This is a genomic window from Dyella psychrodurans (assembly GCF_003363265.1).
GTDB lineage: Bacteria > Pseudomonadota > Gammaproteobacteria > Xanthomonadales > Rhodanobacteraceae > Dyella_B > Dyella_B psychrodurans.
In genome coordinates this window covers 297914-315710 of the sequence record NZ_QRBF01000001.1, presented here as the reverse complement: position 1 = coordinate 315710, position 17797 = coordinate 297914, and the positions used below count along the sequence as shown (strand labels likewise).

Sequence of the window (17797 nt, the reverse complement as noted above, 5' to 3'; positions counted from 1 at the left end):
GGCAGCGTCTTCAGTTGAACGCTCGCCTCAAAGCTGTTGTGTCCAGGTCGCCTGGTAGCAGCGCCAATCGTGTCCGTCGCGCCTCCAGGCTGTTTCGACGTGGTAGACGCCCAGTTGCGAAGGGAACAACTTGCCGCCACTCGTGAGGGTGACGGTGAAGTCGGCCACGTAACGATCCCCTCGCGGCTGGACATCCACCGGTCCAAGCACGGCGTGCAAGGTCTCGCCTCGAAAGCTTGCCACGCGCAGCAGGTTGCCGATGTCTTTCCGGCTCATATCGCCGCTGTTTCCATCGAAGTCGTCCGCGAGCTGCCCCGTGACCACGGACGCATCGACCTGCTGGACACCCTGCGAGGACGTGTCGATGGCCTGCCGGATCAACACTTCGTCGGGCGCCCGGTGGCAGCCGACGACACCCACGGCCAAGAGGGCCAACAGGCATACAAATCGGCACATCTGGTTTAGTTTCGACATGCTCGAATCTCGCTGCAGCGCCGCTTGCCGCTATACGCGGGCGTATGCTCCAATGCCTCGCCCGCATGATGCCTGATGCCTGCCGTCGTCACCATCGGATCGTCACTATTGGAGCTTGGGATTGAACATGAGCAATGAGCGTCCGTGGCTGAATCACTATCCGGATGGCGTACCTGCGGAAATCGACATCAATCAATACGCTTCCGTGGCTGCGGTACTGGACGAAGCCTTTGAACACTATCGGCAGCGCATCGCGTTCTCCAACTTCGGCAAAAGCCTGACCTACGGCGAGATCGACGCGCTCAGCCGCCAGTTCGCGGGCTACCTGACCGGCGAACTCAAGCTCAAGCAGGGTGATCGCCTCGCAATCATGCTGCCCAACATCCTGCAGTATCCCATCGCCCTGTTCGGCGCGCTGCGCGCCGGCCTGGTGGTGGTGAACACCAACCCCATGTACACGGCGCGCGAGCTCAAGCATCAGCTCACCGATGCCGGCGCACAGGCGATCGTGGTGCTCGACAACTTTGCCTCGACGCTGCAGGAAGTTGTCGGCGAGACTGGCGTCAAACACATCGTCACCACCGGCATCGGCGATTTGCTCGGTGCCAAGGGCGTGCTGGTCAACTTCGTACTGAAGCACGTCAAGAAGATGGTGCCCCCTTATTCGTTGCCGCATGCCGTGCGCTTCAGCGACGCGCTCGCACGTGGCGCGCAGCATGACGTACCCAAGCCAACACTGAGTCATGACGACATCGCCTTCCTGCAATACACCGGCGGCACCACCGGCGTGGCCAAAGGCGCGATGCTCACGCACGGCAACATGATCGCAAACATGCTGCAGGCCGGCGCATGGTTCGGCTCGAAGATCAAAGCCGGCGAGGAAACGATCATCACCGCGTTGCCGCTGTATCACATCTTCGCGCTGACCTGTAACTGCTTTATCTTCCTGCGCTTCGGCGGCCGCAGCATGCTGATCACCAACCCGCGCGACATGCCGGGCTTCGTGAAGGAACTGAGCAAAACGAAGTTCACGGCGATTACCGGCGTCAACACGCTGTTCAATGGCCTGTTGAACACGCCCGGGTTCGATCAGATCGATTTCTCCAGCTTGCGCATGAGCTTCGGCGGCGGCATGGCCGTGCAGCGCGCCGTGGCTGAAAAGTGGGAAAAAATCACGGGTTGTGCGCTGATCGAAGGCTATGGCATGACCGAAAGTTCGCCGGTCGCCACGATCAATCCGCTGGTGGACGGCGCGCATTTCAGTGGTTCCATCGGTCTCCCGGTTCCGTCCACATCCATCAGCATCCAGGATGAGGATGGCAAGCATCTGGGAATCGGAGAAGTCGGCGAGATTTGCATCCAGGGCCCGCAGGTCATGAAGGGTTATTGGAATCAGCCCGGCGAGACCAGCAAGGTGCTCAGTGCAGATCGCTGGTTGCGAACCGGCGATATCGGCCGCATGGATGAATCGGGCTACATCTACATCGTCGACCGCAAGAAGGACATGATCCTGGTGTCGGGCTTCAACGTGTATCCGAACGAGATCGAGGATACGGTGATGAAGTACCCGGGCGTGGCCGAAGTCGCCGCAATCGGCGTACCGGACGAGCACTCCGGCGAAGTGGTGAAGCTTTTCGTGGTGCGCAAGGACCCGAATCTGACGGTGGAACAGCTCAAGGAATTCTGCCGCGAGAACCTGACCGGCTACAAACGCCCGAAGGTGATCGAATTCCGCGATGCGTTGCCCAAGAGCAATGTCGGCAAGATCCTGCGTCGCGAATTGCGCGACGAAAAGAAAACCGTCACCGCCGGCTGATCGTCGTCGATAAAAGCATCACAAACGCACACCCTGCAGCTCACCTGGCAGGGTGTAGGCACGCTCATTCGTCGTGCCACATCTCCAGGATGTCGGCGTAGCCGCCCAAGAGGTTCCAGAGCGGCACCTGTTTGTCTTCGGGAATGCGAGTGTAAGCAAAACCGATGTGCTTTTCCGACACGCGCGCCACCTTGGCTTCGAGGTGGATATGCAGATCGTGGCCGAAAATCATGTCCAGCACCCAGCTTTCCCCGGCCTTGCCGCCCCACTCGCGCGGCCTGCGCAGCAGAACGCCTGTCGCGGAAATGTCGATGAGGTCGGTCGGATGCGATTCGTCGCCATGACTCATCAGCACCGTCGTCTTGATGCGCATGCGCGCCGGACGCAGATGCTCGCTGTCGGAACCGTCCATGGCATCGTCACCCATAGTCATCATGTCTTTCGTCTCCCTCCCGCGCAGCGTTACCGCCGCACGCCAGCCCCTGTTCCGTTTCGCGCCAAGAACCAAGCCCTCCGTCGGCCCGGCCTTATCGCGTGCGCAACGGCCTTGTCGGCCGAGGTGCCCGCATATCTCCCTATAATGAAGCAAGCCACATGCCACTGCTACAACCAGGTTTCAAAGGCCTGTTCCGCGTATTTCAGCGGACTGCCAAAAACGAAGATAGACGCGATAGGTCACATGCTGCCGCAACCTGCCGCTCCCTCTCCTTCCAACCCCTACCGCAGCTGAAGCACTCGCTGGACATGCCTTCGGACTGCAGTTAATCTGTAACCCGCGTGTGGAGCCAAAAACGGATGTCCGCCGGGGATCCCGGTCGGGATGGCCTCCACCCGATGTATCCAGCCGACTATTACGATTCGCGGGCGACGCCGGCGGCGTCACGCGTGGTTTCAGCCTGATCGCTCCCATCACGACCAGCCCGGCACCAGCGACCGCACACCTGACCGAACCGCGACACGTGGCTTCATCAGGACTTGCAACAGCGGAAAACCGCACGACCGGCTGGACACCGCGGGATTTGGTTTCATGGGAATCGCCTCCGCAATCCAGGCATTCCGGGCATGAACCTTTCTTCGATTAAGGATCGACAGACAGGTTCTGATCATCAACAGAACGAAACGCCAGCCCTGTCGGGCGGCCCAATGACATGCATTGATGAGCACTGAGCCAACCGAGTCTCAGCCTGTACAAGCAACGCACGACGCGTTTGCAGGGGTTCCGCAGCAGCAGGAAATGCCGCTGGCCATCGTGCGCGGCGAACCGATCCTGCAAATGCCGCAGGACCTTTACATCCCCCCGGATGCGCTGGAAGTCATTCTGGAAGCCTTCGAGGGACCGCTGGATCTTTTGCTTTACCTGATCCGGCGACAGAACCTGGACATCCTCGACATTCCGATTGCCGAAATCACCCGGCAGTACATGGAATACATCGATATGATGCGCGATGTGATGCGCCTGGAGCTGGCCGCGGAATACCTGCTGATGGCAGCGATCCTGGGCGAGATCAAATCCCGCCTCCTGCTGCCCAGGCCGCCCACGGAAGAAGGCCTGGAAGAGGACCCGCGCGCTGAGCTGGTGCGGCGCCTGCAGGAGTACGAGCGGTTCAAGAAAGCCGCCGAGGACATCGACACCCTGCCCCGCATGGAGCGCGACACGGTGGCGGTACAGGCCGACGTGGGCGAGCGCAACGTGATCAAGCTGCCGCCGCCGCTGGATCTGAAGGAAATGTTGCTGGCCCTCAAGGATGTGCTGCACCGGGCCGAACTGTTCGGGCATCACGCCATCAAGCGCGAGGCGCTGAGTGTGCGCCAGCGCATGGGCGAGCTGCTCAGCAAGCTGGACGACGATCAGTTCCACCGTTTCGAAACCCTGTTCGACGTCACCGAGGGGCGCCTGGGCGTGGTGGTCACCTTCCTGGCCATGCTGGAGCTGGCCAAGGAATTCCTGATCAACATCGTGCAGGAAGAACCGCTGGCCGCGATCTACGTCAAGGCCAACGCCAGCTCGGCCGAGGAAGAAGCCGAAGTGGCCGCCGACGACGATGCCTTTGATGAAGAGCAGCAGACCGCGTCCGGCACCGAATAAACAGCGCACAACCCGTCATGGACACCCGATCCTAAGCTTATGCAGATCGAGCAACTGAAAGCGATTATCGAAGCAGCCCTGCTTGCCGCCAGCCAGCCGCTGAGCGTGCTGCAACTGAGCGAGCTGTTTGTCGAAGAAGATGGCGTCGACCGTGCGCAGATCGCCATGGCGCTCGAAGCGCTCGCCGAGGATTGCAACGGCCGTGGTGTCGAACTTAAGGAAGTCGGCTCCGGTTTCCGCTACCAGGTTCGCCAGGACGTGCATCCTTGGATATCGCGCATGTGGAGCGAAAAGCCCAGCCGCTACTCGCGCGCGCTGCTGGAAACGCTGGCGCTGATCGCCTATCGCCAACCGATCACGCGGCCGGAAATCGAGCAGATCCGCGGCGTGGTGGTGTCGTCCAACATCGTCAAGACCCTGGAAGAACGCGAGTGGATTCGCGTGGTCGGCCACCGCGACGTACCCGGCAAGCCGGCCTTGTTTGGCACCACACGCGCCTTCCTCGACTACTTCAACCTCAAATCGCTGGACGAGTTGCCGCCTCTCTCGGAAATCCGCGACATGGAAGATCCGCAACTCCGTCTGGACGACGAGCCCTTCCCGCCCCGCATCATTCGCGATCTCCCGATCGATCCTGATGCCGAAGAGCATGAAACTGAAGCGGGCGAAGAAACCGAAAGCGAACATCACGCCGAAGAAACCCAACACGACCACGTCGAAGACGATCACCACGATCACGCGGGCATTACCGAATCGCATCACGACGAACCCGCCGACGAAGCGGACGATCAGGTCGAAACCCATCCCGCCACTGCCGACGAGGCAGCGGACAGTGTGGATGCCGACGAAGGCAGCCACACGCAAGACACCGAGGAGTACCGCGCATGAATGCGCCGCAAAAATCCGTATTGAGCCTCAAGCGCCCCGCCGCGCCCGACGAAAACACGCCACAGATCGAGGAGCGCCTGCACAAAGTGCTCGCCAATGCCGGTCTTGGCTCGCGCCGCATGCTTGAGCAACGCATCCAGGCAGGCGAAGTCGAAGTCAACGGCAGCGCCGCCAACATCGGCGCCAGCGTCCGCGCCGGTGATCGCGTGGTGGTCGACGGCAAGCAGTTCGTCGTGGCCACCGACAATCGCGACGATGCCGAAGTGCTGGTCTATCACAAGCCCGAAGGCGTGGTGACCACGCGTGAAGACCCCGAAGGCCGCCCGACCGTTTTCGAACAGCTGCCGCGACTGAAAGGCGCGCGCTGGGTCGCAGTGGGACGCCTGGACATCAACACCACCGGCCTGTTGCTGCTTACCACCGATGGCGAACTCGCCAACGCGTTGATGCATCCGCGCAGCGGCCTGGAACGCGAATACCTGTGCCGCGTGCACGGCGAAGTGCCGGATGAAGTCATCGAAAAACTGAAAGCCGGCGTGGAACTGGAAGACGGCCCCGCCCGTTTCGACGAAATCGCCATCATCAGCCGCGGCGGCAGCCATAGCTGGTTCCGCGTGGTGATCCGCGAGGGCCGCAACCGCGAAGTGCGCCGCCTGTGGGACTCGCAGGGTTTCCTGGTGAGTCGCCTCAAGCGCATCCGCTACGGCAACATCGAGTTGCCGCGCACCCTGCGCCGCAGCGACTGCGAAGCGCTCAACGAAGAAACGGTAAAAGAACTGCGCAAAGTCGCCGGTCTCGGCGCGCCGCAACCGGTGCTGACGCTCAGTCCCGTGCTGCACCAGCGCCGCGCACCGCGCAATGTCACCGAGTACCGTCCTGAGAAAGGCTCCAGTACCGCTTGGAGCGGCGGGTATCACGACGAAGCCCGCGAGTTGCGCGCGTTCGACCGCATCCGCGAGGAACCCGCGCGCGGCAAGCAACAACGTCGCCGCGCGAATCCAAATCGCGAAGTGAACGGCAACATCGCCAAGCCTGATCGTCCCGCCAACAACCGCAACAAGAAAAAGCGTGGTATCGGTCCAGGCCAGGAGCTGCCGCCGGCGCGCACATGGTTCGCCGGCGAAAGTCGCGAAGGCGGGCGCAGTGGTGGCGGTAGTGCCAATGCCTCTGGCGCTGGCAATCGCCGCGGCGGTACCGGCAACGCGAGTCCCTATGGCGGTTTCAACGCGGGCGGCAACGCCAATCGCAATAATCGCAACAATCGTGGTGGTGGCGGTGGTGGAGGTCGTCCCGGTCAAGGTCCCGGCCAAGGTGGACGCCCGCAAGGTCGCGGCAATCGTCCGCATGGGCACGGCGGTGGCCGGCCTCATGGCGGCGGCGGTGGTAATCGCTCAGGCAACCGCTGATTCCAGGAATCTGCGCCAGGCATGATCCGCATTTACCACAATAGCCGCTGCTCGAAATCGCGCAGCGCGCTGGCTCTGGTTGAAGAACATGGCAAACCTTTCGAGATCATCAACTATCTCGAAACGCCGCCCAGTGCCAGCGAGCTGAAGACCTTGCTGTCGCTGCTCGGCATGACCGCGCGACAGTTGCTGCGCAGCGGCGAGGATATCTACACGGAGCTGCGTCTCGACGATCCTTCGCTCGATGACGAAGCATTGATCGACGCGATGACGAAGCATCCGCGCCTGATCGAACGCCCCATTGTGGTGTCGAACGGCAAGGCGGTTATCGGTCGTCCGCCGGAAGCTGTATTGCAGATACTCTGACGTTCCGTTTACGCAGCGTAATCGCCAAACCTGGCTTTGTCGTCCGGGTAAAATGATTCGAGTCGACACTCCCCGCGCAAACAAAAAGGCCGCCTGCAAAGGCGGCCTTTTACGTTACGGACTGCGAATCAGACTCGGGTCTGCGTCGCCGGATCTCCCACCTTCGCTCCGGCATCACCGCGCGGCGGCGGAGGCGGCACGGACGGGCCGGACGAAGCCGTCTTCGACCAGTCCGCCGGTGGACCCGGTACGCGACCGGACATGATGTCGTCGATCTGGCGCGCATCGATGGTTTCGTACTGCAGCAACGCATCGGCCATGACGTGCAACTTGTCGATGTTGTCGGTCAGGATCTGCTTGGTACGCCCGTAAGCGCGATTGAGAATGTCGCGCACAACCTCATCGATCTTGCGCGCTGTCTCGTTGGATACGTTCTTGTGCTGCGTGACCGAGCGACCCAGGAAGACTTCGTCCTCCTCCTCGCCGTAGGTGACCGGACCCAGTTCATCGGAAAGGCCCCACTTGGTCGCCATATTGCGCGCCATCTTCGTCGCACGTTCGATATCGTTCGATGCGCCGGTGGTGACCTTGTCGGTGCCGAAGATCAGCTCTTCCGCCACGCGGCCGCCGTACAACGAACACAGCTGCGATTCGATCGCGGTCCTGTTCATGCTGTACTTGTCGCCTTCCGGCAAGTACATGGTGACACCCAGCGCACGGCCGCGCGGAATGATCGTGACCTTGTAAACAGGGTCGTGCTCGGGAACGAGGCGACCGACGATGGCATGGCCGGCTTCGTGATAGGCGGTGAGCTTCTTCTCGTCTTCGCTCATCGCCATCGAACGGCGCTCGGTGCCCATCAAGATCTTGTCGCGTGCCTTGTCCATGTGGTTCATGCGCACTTCGCGGGCGTTCTCGCGCGCGGCGAACAAGGCCGCCTCGTTCACGAGGTTGGCCAGGTCCGCACCGGAGAAACCCGGCGTACCACGTGCGATCACCATCGGATCCACGTCGCTCGCCGTCGGCACCTTGCGCAGATGCACCTTGAGGATCTGCTCGCGCCCCTTTACGTCCGGCAGGCCGACGACGACCTGGCGGTCGAAGCGACCCGGGCGCAACAGTGCGGGATCGAGTACGTCCGGACGGTTGGTGGCGGCGATGACGATGATGCCCTCGGTGCCTTCGAAACCGTCCATTTCGACCAGCAGCTGATTGAGCGTCTGTTCGCGCTCGTCATGACCGCCGCCGAGACCGGCGCCGCGATGACGACCCACGGCATCGATTTCGTCGATGAAGATGATGCACGGTGCGTGCTTCTTCGCCTGATCGAACATGTCGCGAACGCGCGACGCGCCCACGCCGACGAACATCTCGACGAAATCGGAACCGGAGATTGAGAAGAACGGCACCTTGGCTTCGCCTGCAATGGCCTTCGCGAGCAGGGTCTTACCGGTACCGGGCGGGCCAACCATCAGCACGCCGCGCGGAATCTTGCCGCCCAGGCGCTGGAACTTGCCTGGGTCGCGCAGGAACTCGACCAGTTCGCCGACCTCCTCTTTCGCTTCATCGCAACCGGCGACGTCGCTGAAATTGACCTTGACCTGATCCTCGCCCTGCAGCTTGGCACGCGAGCGGCCGAAACTCATCGCCCCGCGTCCACCACCGCCTTGCTGCATCTGGCGCATGAACCAGATGAAGACACCGACGATCAGGATCACCGGCAACCAGTTCACCAGCAGGCCGATCAGCGAGAAGCCCGTGCCGGAATCCTGGGTGACGATGACGTTCTTGTCCTGCATCTGCTTGACCACCGTGCTGGTGGAGAAGCCGAGCACAGGCGCGACGCTACGGTAGTTGCTGCCATCCTTCAGCTTGCCGCTGATGGTGGCAGGGTTTTCGGCGCTGATGGTGGCGGTAGCGACGTTGCCGCTATCCACGCTCTGTACAAAGCTGCTGTAAGGCAGGTCCGATGAGGCGCCACCGTGCGGGTTGAAGCTCTGGAACACGGTGATGAGCACCACCGCGATGACCAGCCAGAGCAACAGGGTTTTCCATGTCTCATTCATGCGCGGTTCTCGCCATTCTGCCGGCTTCCCGGTTTGAAACCGGTTGCCAGCGCATACACCTCACGTGAACGCGCACGTGAGGCCTTGGGTTTACGCATGCTTACGCGCGTGAAATCCGCGCGCAAGCCTCGCAAGTAATCGTCAAAGCCCGTTCCCTGGAACAGCTTGATTAGAAACGCTCCGCCCGGTTTGAGCCAGTGCCTACTGAAATCAAGCGCCAGTTCGGCCAAATCCATCGCCCGGATTTGGTCGGCCAGGGCCACACCACTCATATTGGGGGCCATGTCAGACAGCACAAGATCGAGCTTCTGGCCATCCAGGCGAGCTTCCAGGGCATGCAGCACGCTCTCCTCGCGGAAATCGCCCTGCAGAAAGTCCACTCCGGCGATGCCCTGCATTGGCAGGATATCCAGGGCCACCACGGTACCACTATCGCCCAGACGCTGACGAACCAATTGCGACCAGCCCCCGGGGGCGGCGCCAAGGTCGACGACCCGCATGCCGGGCTTGAGCAGGTTATCCCGCTCGATCAGCTCTTCCAGCTTGAATACGGCACGCGAACGCAGGCCTTCGGCCTGGGCCTTCTTGACGTAGACGTCATCAAAATGCTCCCGCAGCCAGCGGGAACTGCTCTTGCTGCGAGGCATGGTCGGCAACGGCCGGGAACAGGGGTGCCCATGATACCCTTTGCGATCCCCTCGTCGCGAATCCGAGACTGAACGAATGGCAATTTCCCCTTCCCAGCGGCGCTATCTGCGCAGCCTCGCCCACGATCTTCATCCGGTGATCTTGCTCGGAGCCAAGGGTGCAACCGAGGCGGTGGTGAAGGAACTCGACCTTGCGCTGTCTCACCACGAGCTGGTGAAAGTGAAGCTTTCAGGCGGCGACAAGGACGAACGCGATGCGCAGATCGACACCCTGATCGACGGCACCGGCGCCGAAAACGTGCAACAGATCGGTCATATCGTGGTGCTGTTCCGGCGCAACGAAGACGATCCGCGGCTCGCCCTGCCCCGGTAAGGACGCATCATGGATTTGTCGCTGGATCGGCCGGAGGGATTCCTGTTCGTCCGCCGTGTCACACCCCATGCCGTAACAGTCGTGGACCGCGAGTTGAGCGACAGCTTCGTGCTGGCGCCTGATCGCGCCATCGAGCAATGGCCTGTTTCAAGCGCGCTCGCGCTCGACGAGAGCCATGTCGAAGGCATTCTTGAACTGAAACCCGAACTGGTTTTGCTCGGCACCGGTGCACGCCAGCAGTTTCCGCCGGCGTCTTTTCTTGCAGGTTTTCTGCGCCGAGGCGTGGGCATCGAAGTGATGGACAATGCCGCCGCCGCGCGCACCTACGACCTGCTTGCCGCCGAAGGACGTCGGGTCGTCGTCGCCTTCATTCTTCCAGGCGGATAAGAAGGCTTAGCGCGAAGGCAGGTAATCCAGCGGATCGACCGGGCTGCCATCCTTGCGGATCTGAAATTCCAACTCGTCGCGCGAACTGCTGCTGGAGCCCATCTCGGCGATCTCCTGGCCGGCCTTCACCTGCTGGCCTTCCGTGACCAGGCGTTTGCGGTTGTGGCCGTAAGCAGACAGGAAACTGTCGTTGTGCTTGATGATGACGAGTTCGCCGTAGCCGACCAGGCCATTGCCGCTGTAGACGACGACGCCGTCCGCTGCAGCGACCACCGGGTCGCCTTCCTTGCCGGCAATGTCGACCCCCGGAATTGCCGCACTGGCCTGGAAGCGACCGACAACCTGCCCTGATGCCGGCCAGCGCCATTTCACGCCACCTGCCGTGCGAGTGCCGCCGCTTGCGACAACGGGGGTTGCAATGGGGGTCGGCGGTGGCACGTTGGTCGTCGCGACGGCCATCGATGACGGGACGGGAGCTGTTGCCACGGTGGCAGGTGACGTCGTCGCCGTATGCGCAGGTGGCGGCAACGCAGGTCCACCCGTTTGGGGACCGGTATTCGGTGCGGGAGGTGGCGCTTTGGCGACCACCACGGTCGCAGGTGCGCGCGTAGGAACTGCTGCGCCATGACCCGGTAATTTGAGTACTTGGCCAGGCCAGATCGTATACGGCGCGGAAATACCGTTCACCCGCGCCAGATCGCGAAAGTCCGTGCCATTGCGAAAGGCGATGGAATAAAGCGTGTCACCCTTGACGACCGTGTAGGTACCCACGGCGCTTGCATTCGGCACAGGCGACTCGGGCGTCGCGGATCCGCCGGGCGGCGGCTGGACCACGACCGTGCTGCAGGCGGTCATGAGGAGTGCAGTAGTGGCAAGTACGGACCATCGCATCAATCCTTTCATGCGCTGGAGCATAACGGGGTCACGCGGAGTTTTCATACGACCCCATCGGAAAAGATTGCCGCGCGTTAATGCTTCAGCACCCACCAAGCCGCGAGTGCCGCCAGCACCACCAGCGCAGCCCAACCAATCCATTCGATATGCTTGTGGAGCATCCGCTCGGCACGCTCGCCGAACAGACGGATCAATAGCGCGAGCAGCCAAACGCGCTTGCCGCGGCCAAGCAGAATGCAAACCAGGAACGGCATGATGGGCACGCCGACAATGCCCGATGCCCAGGTCACAAACTTCATCGGCACCACCGGCTGCAGTGCCGCAAGCATCAGCACCAGCAGCAGCTCCAGCCAATGCTCGTTCATCTGCGAACGCAGGCTGTCCACGCCACGCTGGATAGGGTCGTAAAGATGCAACGACTGCAGCAACGGCGTCAGAGCATGAAACGCCCAATGCCCCAGCGCATAACCGACCAATGATCCAAGAAGCGAAAACAGCAAACTGATGTTGGCGTAGAAGAACGCGCGGTGCCGCTTGCCCAGCATCATCGGCGCCAACATCACCTCCGGCATGACCGGAAAGATGAAGGCTTCGACGAAGCTCAGACCGCAAAGGTAATGAACCGCTCTGGGATCGCGCGCCCAGACCAGAACGCGCGCGTAAAGCTTTCCAAAAAGACGCATCAGCCGATGCCACCCAGCAAAGGTACGAAACTCACTGCAGCCAGTTCTTCTTGCACAAAATCGCCTTTGCCGTCTCCGCGCATGCGGATCAAGGTTTGACTGCTCGGGGAACCGACGGGTGCGACCAGCACGCCATCGGGACTCAGTTGATCGAGTATCTGGGTGGGAATCGCATCGCCGGCAGCGGTGAGGATGATTGCATCGAACGGTGCCTCGACGGCCCATCCCAGCTTGCCGTCGTCATGGCGCGAACGAATGTTCTCGATGCCGAGCTGGCGGAAGCGGCGGCGCGCCTGGCGCAGCAGTTCCTCGATGCGCTCGACCGTGAAAACCTGTGGAACCAGGCTGGCGAGCACAACGGCCTGGTAACCGGAGCCGGTACCGATTTCCAGCACTTTCTTTGGCCGCCCGTCTTTCTGGTCGAACGGTTCCAGCAAGGCCTCGGTCATGCGCGCCACGACCCAGGGTTGCGAGATCGTCTGACCGTGGCCGATCGGCAGCGCGGTGTTCTCGTAGGCACGCGAGTGCAGCGCCTGGTCGATGAAATGATGACGCGGAAGATTGCGAATGACATCGAGCACGCGCTTGTCGTGGATGCCCTCTTCCTTGAGCTTGGCGACGAGACGATCGCGCGCACGCTGCGATGTCATGCCTTCGCCTTTGAGTGCGGATGGAGGCAGGGGATGCACGGTCACCTCACGCTGCCTTGCCATCGGTTTTGTCGGCCATGCCGTCGGTCAAGGCATGCACCCAACTGCTCACCTTCTCCAACGCCTGGAAACGCGTGAGATCCACGTGAATCGGCGTGACCGACACATAGCCGCGCTGCACGGCGTGGAAGTCGGTGCCGGGGCCTGCGTCGTCGACATCGCCCGCGGGGCCGATCCACCAGATGGTCTTGCCGCGCGGATCGGTCTGCTTGATGCACGGCGCGGAACGATGCCGCTTGCCCAGCCGGGTTACCTCGAAACCGCGGATTTCATCCCACGGGCGATCCGGTACGTTGACGTTGAGGATGGTGTCGGCCGGCAGTGGATCGACCAGCAGGCGTTCCATCAGCAGCAACACGGCCTTGGCGGCGGACTCGTAATGTTCGCCCTGGTGATCCTTGCTCACCAGCGATACGGCAATCGCCGGCAGCCCCAGAAATCGGCCTTCCATCGCCGCTGAAACCGTACCGGAATAGATCACGTCGTCGCCAAGGTTGGCGGAATTGTTGATGCCCGAAACGACGATATCCGGCTCGTGGTCGATCATGCCGGCCAGCGCAAGGTGTACGCAGTCCGTGGGCGTGCCCGCTACGCGGTAATAACCGTTCTCCATGCGCAGGGCGCGGATGGGCGCATCGAGCGTCAATGAATTGCTCGCGCCCGAGCGGTCGCGGTCCGGGGCCACCACCGTGACCTGGCCGACCGCACCAAGGCGCTCGGCAAGCACGCGGATGCCCGGTGCATCCACGCCATCGTCGTTGCTGACAAGAACTCGCATCGTGATCCGTTCAAAGCTGTTTTACGGTGTGCGGCCCGGAGGCTTCATCGCACGCTCCCTGAACTCTGGAGTCTAACCGAGCGGCCCGCCGGTTTCACCGCCGCGGCCGCGATTTCAGGCTGAAACCTCGCCGCAACAGTCTCTCATTCGTTAGGATGAATTCCATGAAGCGCCGCACGCCCGCCACTGTCAACGAAGACGACAGCCGACTGTTTCGCGAGGCCATCGGCGAGGTCCGCCGTATGGATCCGGTCGCACCGCCGCCAGCCGGCCCCAAGCCGGAACCTCATCCTCACATGCTCGAGGCCGACGAGGCAGCCGTTCCGCGCGAGCTTTTGAACATGGCTTTCGATCCCGGCCTCATGGAGGTCGGCGAGGAACTCAGCTACCTCCGCGACGGCTATTCGCCGAAGCTGCTGCGCCAGCTCAAACGCGGCCAGTACAGCGTGCAGGATGAGATCGATCTGCACCAGATGAACGCCGCCGCCGCGCAGGCAACCATCGCCGATTTCCTGGCCCAAGCATCCACGCGCGATCTGCATTGCGTCCGCATCGTGCACGGCAAGGGGTTGCGCTCCAAGGCCGCCGGGCCGGTGCTGAAAGTGCTTACCGATCGCCTGTTGCGCCGCCGGGATGATGTCATCGCCTTTGCCTCGGCGCGACCGATGCAGGGCGGGACTGGGGCGGTGGTCGTATTGCTGAAATCGAAAGCGCGTCTATGAACAATGCCCCTATGATCCGTCGGCGGTGACCACCACCCACGCGGTCTTTTGCTAGCCTTGGCCGTCAGGCGGCGGATGCAGGCAAGCCGTCGTGCCGGAACAACCATTGGAATTGCAAAGGAGTGTACCGATGAAAAACAAAGTCATCGCCACCGCTTGGTTTGTTTTTGGACTGGCGCTGTCGTCTCAAATTGGCGCACAGAATGTCGCCACGCCATTGCCGAAGCTGGCTGGCATGCCTGTGCTATCCATCACGGGTACATCTGGTGCGTGGGGCACAAATCCAGTCCAAGCCAATGACTGGAAAAGCAGCTCGCCGATCCCTGGCTCAGCAGATCGGTTCACGGGTCCTGCCAACATCCATCTCGCCCTGACGCCGGTGTCCACAACAGAGGCATTCCATCGCATCCCGTTCTATGTGACAGCGCCGTATTGGCTGCCGCGTAGCCGGCCATTCAAAAGCAACAACGACCCCAACAACGAACAGCCCGCCACGCATGGCGCGCTGATCAATGATATTGCGACTTTGGTGCGTTCAACGTCGTCAAACTAAGTCAAGCCGGATAGATTGCGGGTTTGAATCCACGCGTCATCGTGTCGCGCGCGCTTTACTTACGCTGTGGATGTATGCGCCTGCGGCGAAAGCGTGAATATTTACGCGATCAATTCACGCGCCACGACAGTGGCGTAGGCTCCCGCAGGTAATTCGAAACCTAGTTCGAGCGTTTCGTCGTCGAGCCAGCGCCAGCGCAATTCCTTTGGAAGCAGGCGCAAAGGGCGCCGCTCCTGATCCATGCGCGCTGCAACAAGACCATCGGCCAGATCGCTGAATGCGGCGGAAACTTCGCGTTCCAGTTCGCCCACTGCACCGGCGGCAGGTGATTCGCCCTGCCCCCACAGCGGTCCGGACGGATGGATATCGCCCTGGGCAAGGCGCGCGGCAAGCACGTCGTCGAACGGTTCCGGTCCAAACCACGAGCGAGAGCCGGCCAACGACCAGATTTCACCGTCCAGCGGTTTGTCCCAGACATCGCGCTCGACGCGCGCTGCAAGAACGCTGTTGAAGATGTGCGAACGCGCTGCTGAAAGGAGGATGGACCGCTTGTCACGGTCCACGCGCCGCCCCGCGAACATCGCACGGGCTTGCGCGACATTGCCGCCTTCTCGACCAAAACGCTGCTCGCCGAAATAGTTGGGTACGCCGCGCGTAACGATCGACTGCAGCACTTGTTCGGCATGTGCACGATCGCCACGAACATCGCGCAGAACGAGCACAAAACGATTGCCGCGTAACGCGCCGCGCTTGAGCTTGCGTTTGTGCCGCGTGCTGGCCAGCACCTTGACCTCGCTGTGCGGGAAAGTGGCCCAGTCGGGATCGGGCTTGCCCGCTAGCTGCACGGTAAAAGCTTGCCGGGTTACCGCGTGACGATCCTTGAGGCCGGCATAGCCCACATTGACTGGCGACACATTCGCGAAGCGCGCCAGCTCGCGCGCGACCCAATCGGTATTCGCTTCGCGCTTTTCCACCCAGAGAAGCGCGTGCTCGCCGTCGCCGTCGGCTTCGTAGCCAAGAATTTCTTCAACGCGAAAATCTTCGGGCGTACGGCGCAATTCAGCCGTCAGCGGCGGCGGACCGTAGGCACGGGGTAGCTCTGATTCGGATGTCATGAATGCGATTCTGATCGTTCGGTTGCGAGAATCACAACCTATTGGAGAGGGTAACGCTCGCCAAACCGACATTCCGGCTGGCACCGAAGCGGTTTTCAACAGCGAAGGCAGTCAATATCGACCGAAGCGACCTAGTTGCCGCTGGTACCCGAAGCCGCCGGTGCGGCGGCACTGGCGGCGTTGGCAGGCTTTTCGACGACCTGATAGAAGGTTTCGCCCGGCTTGATCAGGCCCAGCTCGCCGCGCGCACGCGCCTCGACCGCCTGTTCGCCGTGCTTGAGATCGTTGACGTCAGCGGCCAGCGCCTGGTTGCGCTGGACCAGCTTGTCGTTCTCGTCGCTCTGCTTTTTCACGGCGACGCGCAGGCTGTTCACTTCGGACATGCCGCCGTGATTGGACCACAGCTTGAGCTGCAGTCCGATCAGCAAAAGCAGGAGGATCAAAGCGACCCAACGCAGCATCGTCGCGGCTTACCTCGTTTAGCTAGGCAAATGAGCCAAGTTCGGGAATGCGTTGCGGCCAGCATAGCGCGCTGCGGCACCCAGCTGTTCTTCGATGCGCAGCAGCTGGTTGTACTTCGCCACGCGATCGGTGCGGCACAGCGAACCCGTCTTGATCTGGGTGGCGGTGGTGGCCACGGCGATGTCCGAGATCGTGGTGTCCTCGGTTTCGCCCGAACGGTGCGACACGATCGCCGCGTACTTGGCCGCATCGGCCATGGCGATGGCTTCCAGCGTTTCGGACAGCGTGCCGATCTGGTTCACTTTGATGAGGATCGCGTTGGCGATCTTTTTTTCGATGCCCTCGCGGAAGATCGCGGGATTGGTCACGAACAGGTCGTCGCCCACCAACTGCACCTTGCTGCCGATCTTGTCGGTGAGCAGCTTCCAGCCGTCCCAGTCGCCTTCGGCCATGCCGTCTTCGATCGTGACGATCGGATACTGCTGCGCCCAGCTGGCAAGCAGGTCGACGAACTGGGCCGGCGTGTAGACCTTGCCCTCGCCTTCGAGATCGTACTTGCCGTCCTTGAAAAATTCGGAGCTGGCCACGTCGAGGCCAAGCAGAATGTCGCTGCCGATCTTGTAGCCGCTCTTGTTGACCGCTTCGAGAATCGTATCGAGCGCTTCGATGTTGGAGCGCAGGTTCGGCGCGAAACCGCCTTCATCGCCGACGGCGGTGTTGAGGCCCTTGCCCTTCAGCACGCTCTTCAGCGCGTGGAAGATTTCCGTGCCGGCGCGCAGCGCTTCGGCGAAGCTCGGCAGACCCACGGGGAGAACCATGAATTCTTGCACGTCGACGTTGTTGTCGGCATGCGCACCGCCGTTGATGATGTTCATCATCGGCACGGGCAGCGCACCCGGCTTGCCGTTCGACAGGTACTTCCACAGCGGCTCGTGGCGCGACGCAGCGGCAGCATGCGCGGCAGCCATCGAAACGCCCAGCAAGGCATTGGCGCCCAAGCGACCTTTGTTCGGCGTGCCATCCAGCTGGATCAGCTTGGCGTCCAGGCCTTTCTGGTCGGCGGCGTCGAAACCTTTCAGCGCGTCGGCAATCGCACCGTTGACGTTGGCAACCGCATTTTTTACACCCTTGCCCAGATAGCGCGACTTGTCGCCATCGCGCAGCTCCACCGCCTCGCGCGTACCGGTCGACGCGCCGCTCGGCACCGCGGCGCGGCCGAATGCGCCATCGGCCAGTGTCACTTCGGCTTCAAGCGTCGGGTTACCGCGGGAGTCGAGAATTTCGCGGGCATGGATGCGGGTAATTTGGGTGCTCATGTCCTATCCAGTTCAAAGGAAAAAGAGACATCGCTGCGCGGCAATCGCGCATCGA

20 protein-coding genes are annotated in these 17797 nt (G+C 61.8%); 9 read left to right on the top strand and 11 right to left on the bottom strand.

Annotated elements, in window-relative coordinates:
- Nucleotides 1–27: 27 nt before the first annotated feature.
- A complete protein-coding gene (locus DWU99_RS01580) occupies nt 28–474 on the bottom strand; it encodes a hypothetical protein (RefSeq protein ID WP_115476246.1) in 447 nt (148 codons plus the stop codon).
- Nucleotides 475–601: 127 nt separating this feature from the next.
- Here DWU99_RS01580 and DWU99_RS01575 point away from each other — a divergent pair, with 127 nt between their 5' ends.
- Nucleotides 602–2290 (top strand): long-chain-fatty-acid--CoA ligase, encoded by a 1689-nt coding sequence (locus DWU99_RS01575; RefSeq protein ID WP_115476245.1) that lies wholly within the window; start codon nt 602–604, stop codon nt 2288–2290.
- A 64-nt stretch (nt 2291–2354) separates the two neighbouring features.
- On the opposite strand, the gene DWU99_RS01570 is transcribed toward DWU99_RS01575, so the two are convergent.
- A complete protein-coding gene (locus tag DWU99_RS01570) occupies nt 2355–2723 on the bottom strand; it encodes a PilZ domain-containing protein (RefSeq protein ID WP_115477133.1) in 369 nt (122 codons plus the stop codon).
- Between the two features lie 723 nt (nt 2724–3446).
- Here DWU99_RS01570 and DWU99_RS01565 point away from each other — a divergent pair.
- Genes DWU99_RS01565 through arsC form a run of 4 tightly spaced genes read left to right on the top strand, consistent with a single transcriptional unit; the run spans nt 3447 to nt 7036 of the window.
- Nucleotides 3447–4376: a segregation and condensation protein A gene (locus DWU99_RS01565; RefSeq protein ID WP_115476244.1), complete on the top strand. Its 930-nt coding sequence runs from the start codon at nt 3447–3449 to the stop codon at nt 4374–4376.
- A 39-nt stretch (nt 4377–4415) separates the two neighbouring features.
- Entirely contained in the window at nt 4416–5264 is an 849-nt protein-coding gene (scpB, locus tag DWU99_RS01560) for an SMC-Scp complex subunit ScpB (RefSeq protein WP_115476243.1), read from the top strand.
- Nucleotides 5261–6670 (top strand): pseudouridine synthase, encoded by a 1410-nt coding sequence (locus DWU99_RS01555; RefSeq protein ID WP_115476242.1) that lies wholly within the window; start codon nt 5261–5263, stop codon nt 6668–6670. The genes scpB and DWU99_RS01555 overlap by 4 nt, the downstream gene beginning before the upstream one ends.
- Before the next feature lie 21 nt (nt 6671–6691).
- The gene (gene arsC, locus DWU99_RS01550; protein WP_115476241.1) at nt 6692–7036 is read left to right on the top strand and encodes an arsenate reductase (glutaredoxin); all 345 of its coding nucleotides are present in this window, start codon (nt 6692–6694) and stop codon (nt 7034–7036) included.
- Between the two features lie 128 nt (nt 7037–7164).
- Here the strand turns inward: arsC and ftsH are convergent, their stop codons facing one another.
- Together ftsH and rlmE are read right to left on the bottom strand one after the other, a co-directional pair.
- A complete protein-coding gene (gene ftsH, locus DWU99_RS01545; protein ID WP_199535665.1) occupies nt 7165–9102 on the bottom strand; it encodes an ATP-dependent zinc metalloprotease FtsH in 1938 nt (645 codons plus the stop codon).
- Entirely contained in the window at nt 9099–9749 is a 651-nt protein-coding gene (gene rlmE, locus DWU99_RS01540; RefSeq protein WP_115476240.1) for a 23S rRNA (uridine(2552)-2'-O)-methyltransferase RlmE, read from the bottom strand. Before rlmE ends, ftsH begins: the two co-directional genes overlap by 4 nt.
- Nucleotides 9750–9825: 76 nt before the next feature.
- Between rlmE and yhbY the strand changes: the two genes are divergently transcribed.
- Together yhbY and DWU99_RS01530 are read left to right on the top strand one after the other, a co-directional pair.
- Entirely contained in the window at nt 9826–10122 is a 297-nt protein-coding gene (gene yhbY / locus DWU99_RS01535; protein ID WP_115476239.1) for a ribosome assembly RNA-binding protein YhbY, read from the top strand.
- 9 nt (nt 10123–10131) lie between these two features.
- Nucleotides 10132–10509, top strand: a complete 378-nt coding sequence (locus tag DWU99_RS01530; RefSeq protein ID WP_115476238.1) for an Mth938-like domain-containing protein — start codon at nt 10132–10134, stop codon at nt 10507–10509.
- 6 nt (nt 10510–10515) lie between these two features.
- Here the strand turns inward: DWU99_RS01530 and DWU99_RS01525 are convergent, their stop codons facing one another.
- The 4 genes from DWU99_RS01525 to surE are packed head-to-tail and all read right to left on the bottom strand — an operon-like array spanning nt 10516 to nt 13574.
- A complete protein-coding gene (locus DWU99_RS01525) occupies nt 10516–11424 on the bottom strand; it encodes a peptidoglycan DD-metalloendopeptidase family protein (RefSeq protein ID WP_115476237.1) in 909 nt (302 codons plus the stop codon).
- A 53-nt stretch (nt 11425–11477) separates the two neighbouring features.
- A complete protein-coding gene (locus DWU99_RS01520; RefSeq protein WP_115476236.1) occupies nt 11478–12086 on the bottom strand; it encodes a YqaA family protein in 609 nt (202 codons plus the stop codon).
- Nucleotides 12086–12799: a protein-L-isoaspartate(D-aspartate) O-methyltransferase gene (locus DWU99_RS01515; protein WP_199535664.1), complete on the bottom strand. Its 714-nt coding sequence runs from the start codon at nt 12797–12799 to the stop codon at nt 12086–12088. Before DWU99_RS01515 ends, DWU99_RS01520 begins: the two co-directional genes overlap by 1 nt.
- Nucleotides 12783–13574, bottom strand: a complete 792-nt coding sequence (surE, locus tag DWU99_RS01510) for a 5'/3'-nucleotidase SurE (RefSeq protein WP_115476234.1) — start codon at nt 13572–13574, stop codon at nt 12783–12785. The genes DWU99_RS01515 and surE overlap by 17 nt, the downstream gene beginning before the upstream one ends.
- 164 nt (nt 13575–13738) lie before the next feature.
- Here surE and DWU99_RS01505 point away from each other — a divergent pair, with 164 nt between their 5' ends.
- Nucleotides 13739–14296 carry a Smr/MutS family protein gene (locus DWU99_RS01505; RefSeq protein WP_115476233.1) on the top strand — a complete coding sequence of 186 codons (558 nt, stop codon included), beginning with the start codon at nt 13739–13741 and terminating at the stop codon, nt 14294–14296.
- A 130-nt stretch (nt 14297–14426) separates the two neighbouring features.
- Nucleotides 14427–14849 carry a hypothetical protein gene (locus DWU99_RS01500; RefSeq protein WP_115476232.1) on the top strand — a complete coding sequence of 141 codons (423 nt, stop codon included), beginning with the start codon at nt 14427–14429 and terminating at the stop codon, nt 14847–14849.
- Nucleotides 14850–14950: 101 nt separating this feature from the next.
- Here the strand turns inward: DWU99_RS01500 and truD are convergent, their stop codons facing one another.
- From truD to eno, 3 genes are all read right to left on the bottom strand, one after another.
- Nucleotides 14951–15964 carry a tRNA pseudouridine(13) synthase TruD gene (truD, locus tag DWU99_RS01495; RefSeq protein ID WP_115476231.1) on the bottom strand — a complete coding sequence of 338 codons (1014 nt, stop codon included), beginning with the start codon at nt 15962–15964 and terminating at the stop codon, nt 14951–14953.
- Nucleotides 15965–16095: 131 nt separating this feature from the next.
- Nucleotides 16096–16425, bottom strand: coding sequence for a cell division protein FtsB (gene ftsB / locus DWU99_RS01490; protein WP_115476230.1), 330 nt, complete (start codon nt 16423–16425; stop codon nt 16096–16098).
- 18 nt (nt 16426–16443) lie between these two features.
- Nucleotides 16444–17742 carry a phosphopyruvate hydratase gene (gene eno, locus DWU99_RS01485; protein ID WP_115476229.1) on the bottom strand — a complete coding sequence of 433 codons (1299 nt, stop codon included), beginning with the start codon at nt 17740–17742 and terminating at the stop codon, nt 16444–16446.
- Between the last annotated feature and the right edge of the window lie 55 nt (nt 17743–17797).

Coding starts and splice junctions, on each gene's coding strand:
- DWU99_RS01555 (WP_115476242.1), top strand. CDS start 5,261: ATGAATGCGCCGCAAAAATCCGTATTGAGCCTCAAGCGCCCCGCCGCG.
- surE (WP_115476234.1), bottom strand. CDS start 13,574: ATGCGAGTTCTTGTCAGCAACGACGATGGCGTGGATGCACCGGGCATC.
- ftsH (WP_199535665.1), bottom strand. CDS start 9,102: ATGAATGAGACATGGAAAACCCTGTTGCTCTGGCTGGTCATCGCGGTG.
- DWU99_RS01570 (WP_115477133.1), bottom strand. CDS start 2,723: ATGACTATGGGTGACGATGCCATGGACGGTTCCGACAGCGAGCATCTG.
- DWU99_RS01515 (WP_199535664.1), bottom strand. CDS start 12,799: ATGGCAAGGCAGCGTGAGGTGACCGTGCATCCCCTGCCTCCATCCGCA.
- DWU99_RS01525 (WP_115476237.1), bottom strand. CDS start 11,424: ATGCTCCAGCGCATGAAAGGATTGATGCGATGGTCCGTACTTGCCACT.
- DWU99_RS01565 (WP_115476244.1), top strand. CDS start 3,447: ATGAGCACTGAGCCAACCGAGTCTCAGCCTGTACAAGCAACGCACGAC.
- DWU99_RS01530 (WP_115476238.1), top strand. CDS start 10,132: ATGGATTTGTCGCTGGATCGGCCGGAGGGATTCCTGTTCGTCCGCCGT.
- rlmE (WP_115476240.1), bottom strand. CDS start 9,749: ATGCCTCGCAGCAAGAGCAGTTCCCGCTGGCTGCGGGAGCATTTTGAT.
- eno (WP_115476229.1), bottom strand. CDS start 17,742: ATGAGCACCCAAATTACCCGCATCCATGCCCGCGAAATTCTCGACTCC.
- scpB (WP_115476243.1), top strand. CDS start 4,416: ATGCAGATCGAGCAACTGAAAGCGATTATCGAAGCAGCCCTGCTTGCC.
- truD (WP_115476231.1), bottom strand. CDS start 15,964: ATGACATCCGAATCAGAGCTACCCCGTGCCTACGGTCCGCCGCCGCTG.
- ftsB (WP_115476230.1), bottom strand. CDS start 16,425: ATGCTGCGTTGGGTCGCTTTGATCCTCCTGCTTTTGCTGATCGGACTG.
- DWU99_RS01520 (WP_115476236.1), bottom strand. CDS start 12,086: ATGCGTCTTTTTGGAAAGCTTTACGCGCGCGTTCTGGTCTGGGCGCGC.
- DWU99_RS01500 (WP_115476232.1), top strand. CDS start 14,427: ATGAAAAACAAAGTCATCGCCACCGCTTGGTTTGTTTTTGGACTGGCG.
- DWU99_RS01575 (WP_115476245.1), top strand. CDS start 602: ATGAGCAATGAGCGTCCGTGGCTGAATCACTATCCGGATGGCGTACCT.
- DWU99_RS01580 (WP_115476246.1), bottom strand. CDS start 474: ATGTCGAAACTAAACCAGATGTGCCGATTTGTATGCCTGTTGGCCCTC.
- yhbY (WP_115476239.1), top strand. CDS start 9,826: ATGGCAATTTCCCCTTCCCAGCGGCGCTATCTGCGCAGCCTCGCCCAC.
- arsC (WP_115476241.1), top strand. CDS start 6,692: ATGATCCGCATTTACCACAATAGCCGCTGCTCGAAATCGCGCAGCGCG.
- DWU99_RS01505 (WP_115476233.1), top strand. CDS start 13,739: ATGAAGCGCCGCACGCCCGCCACTGTCAACGAAGACGACAGCCGACTG.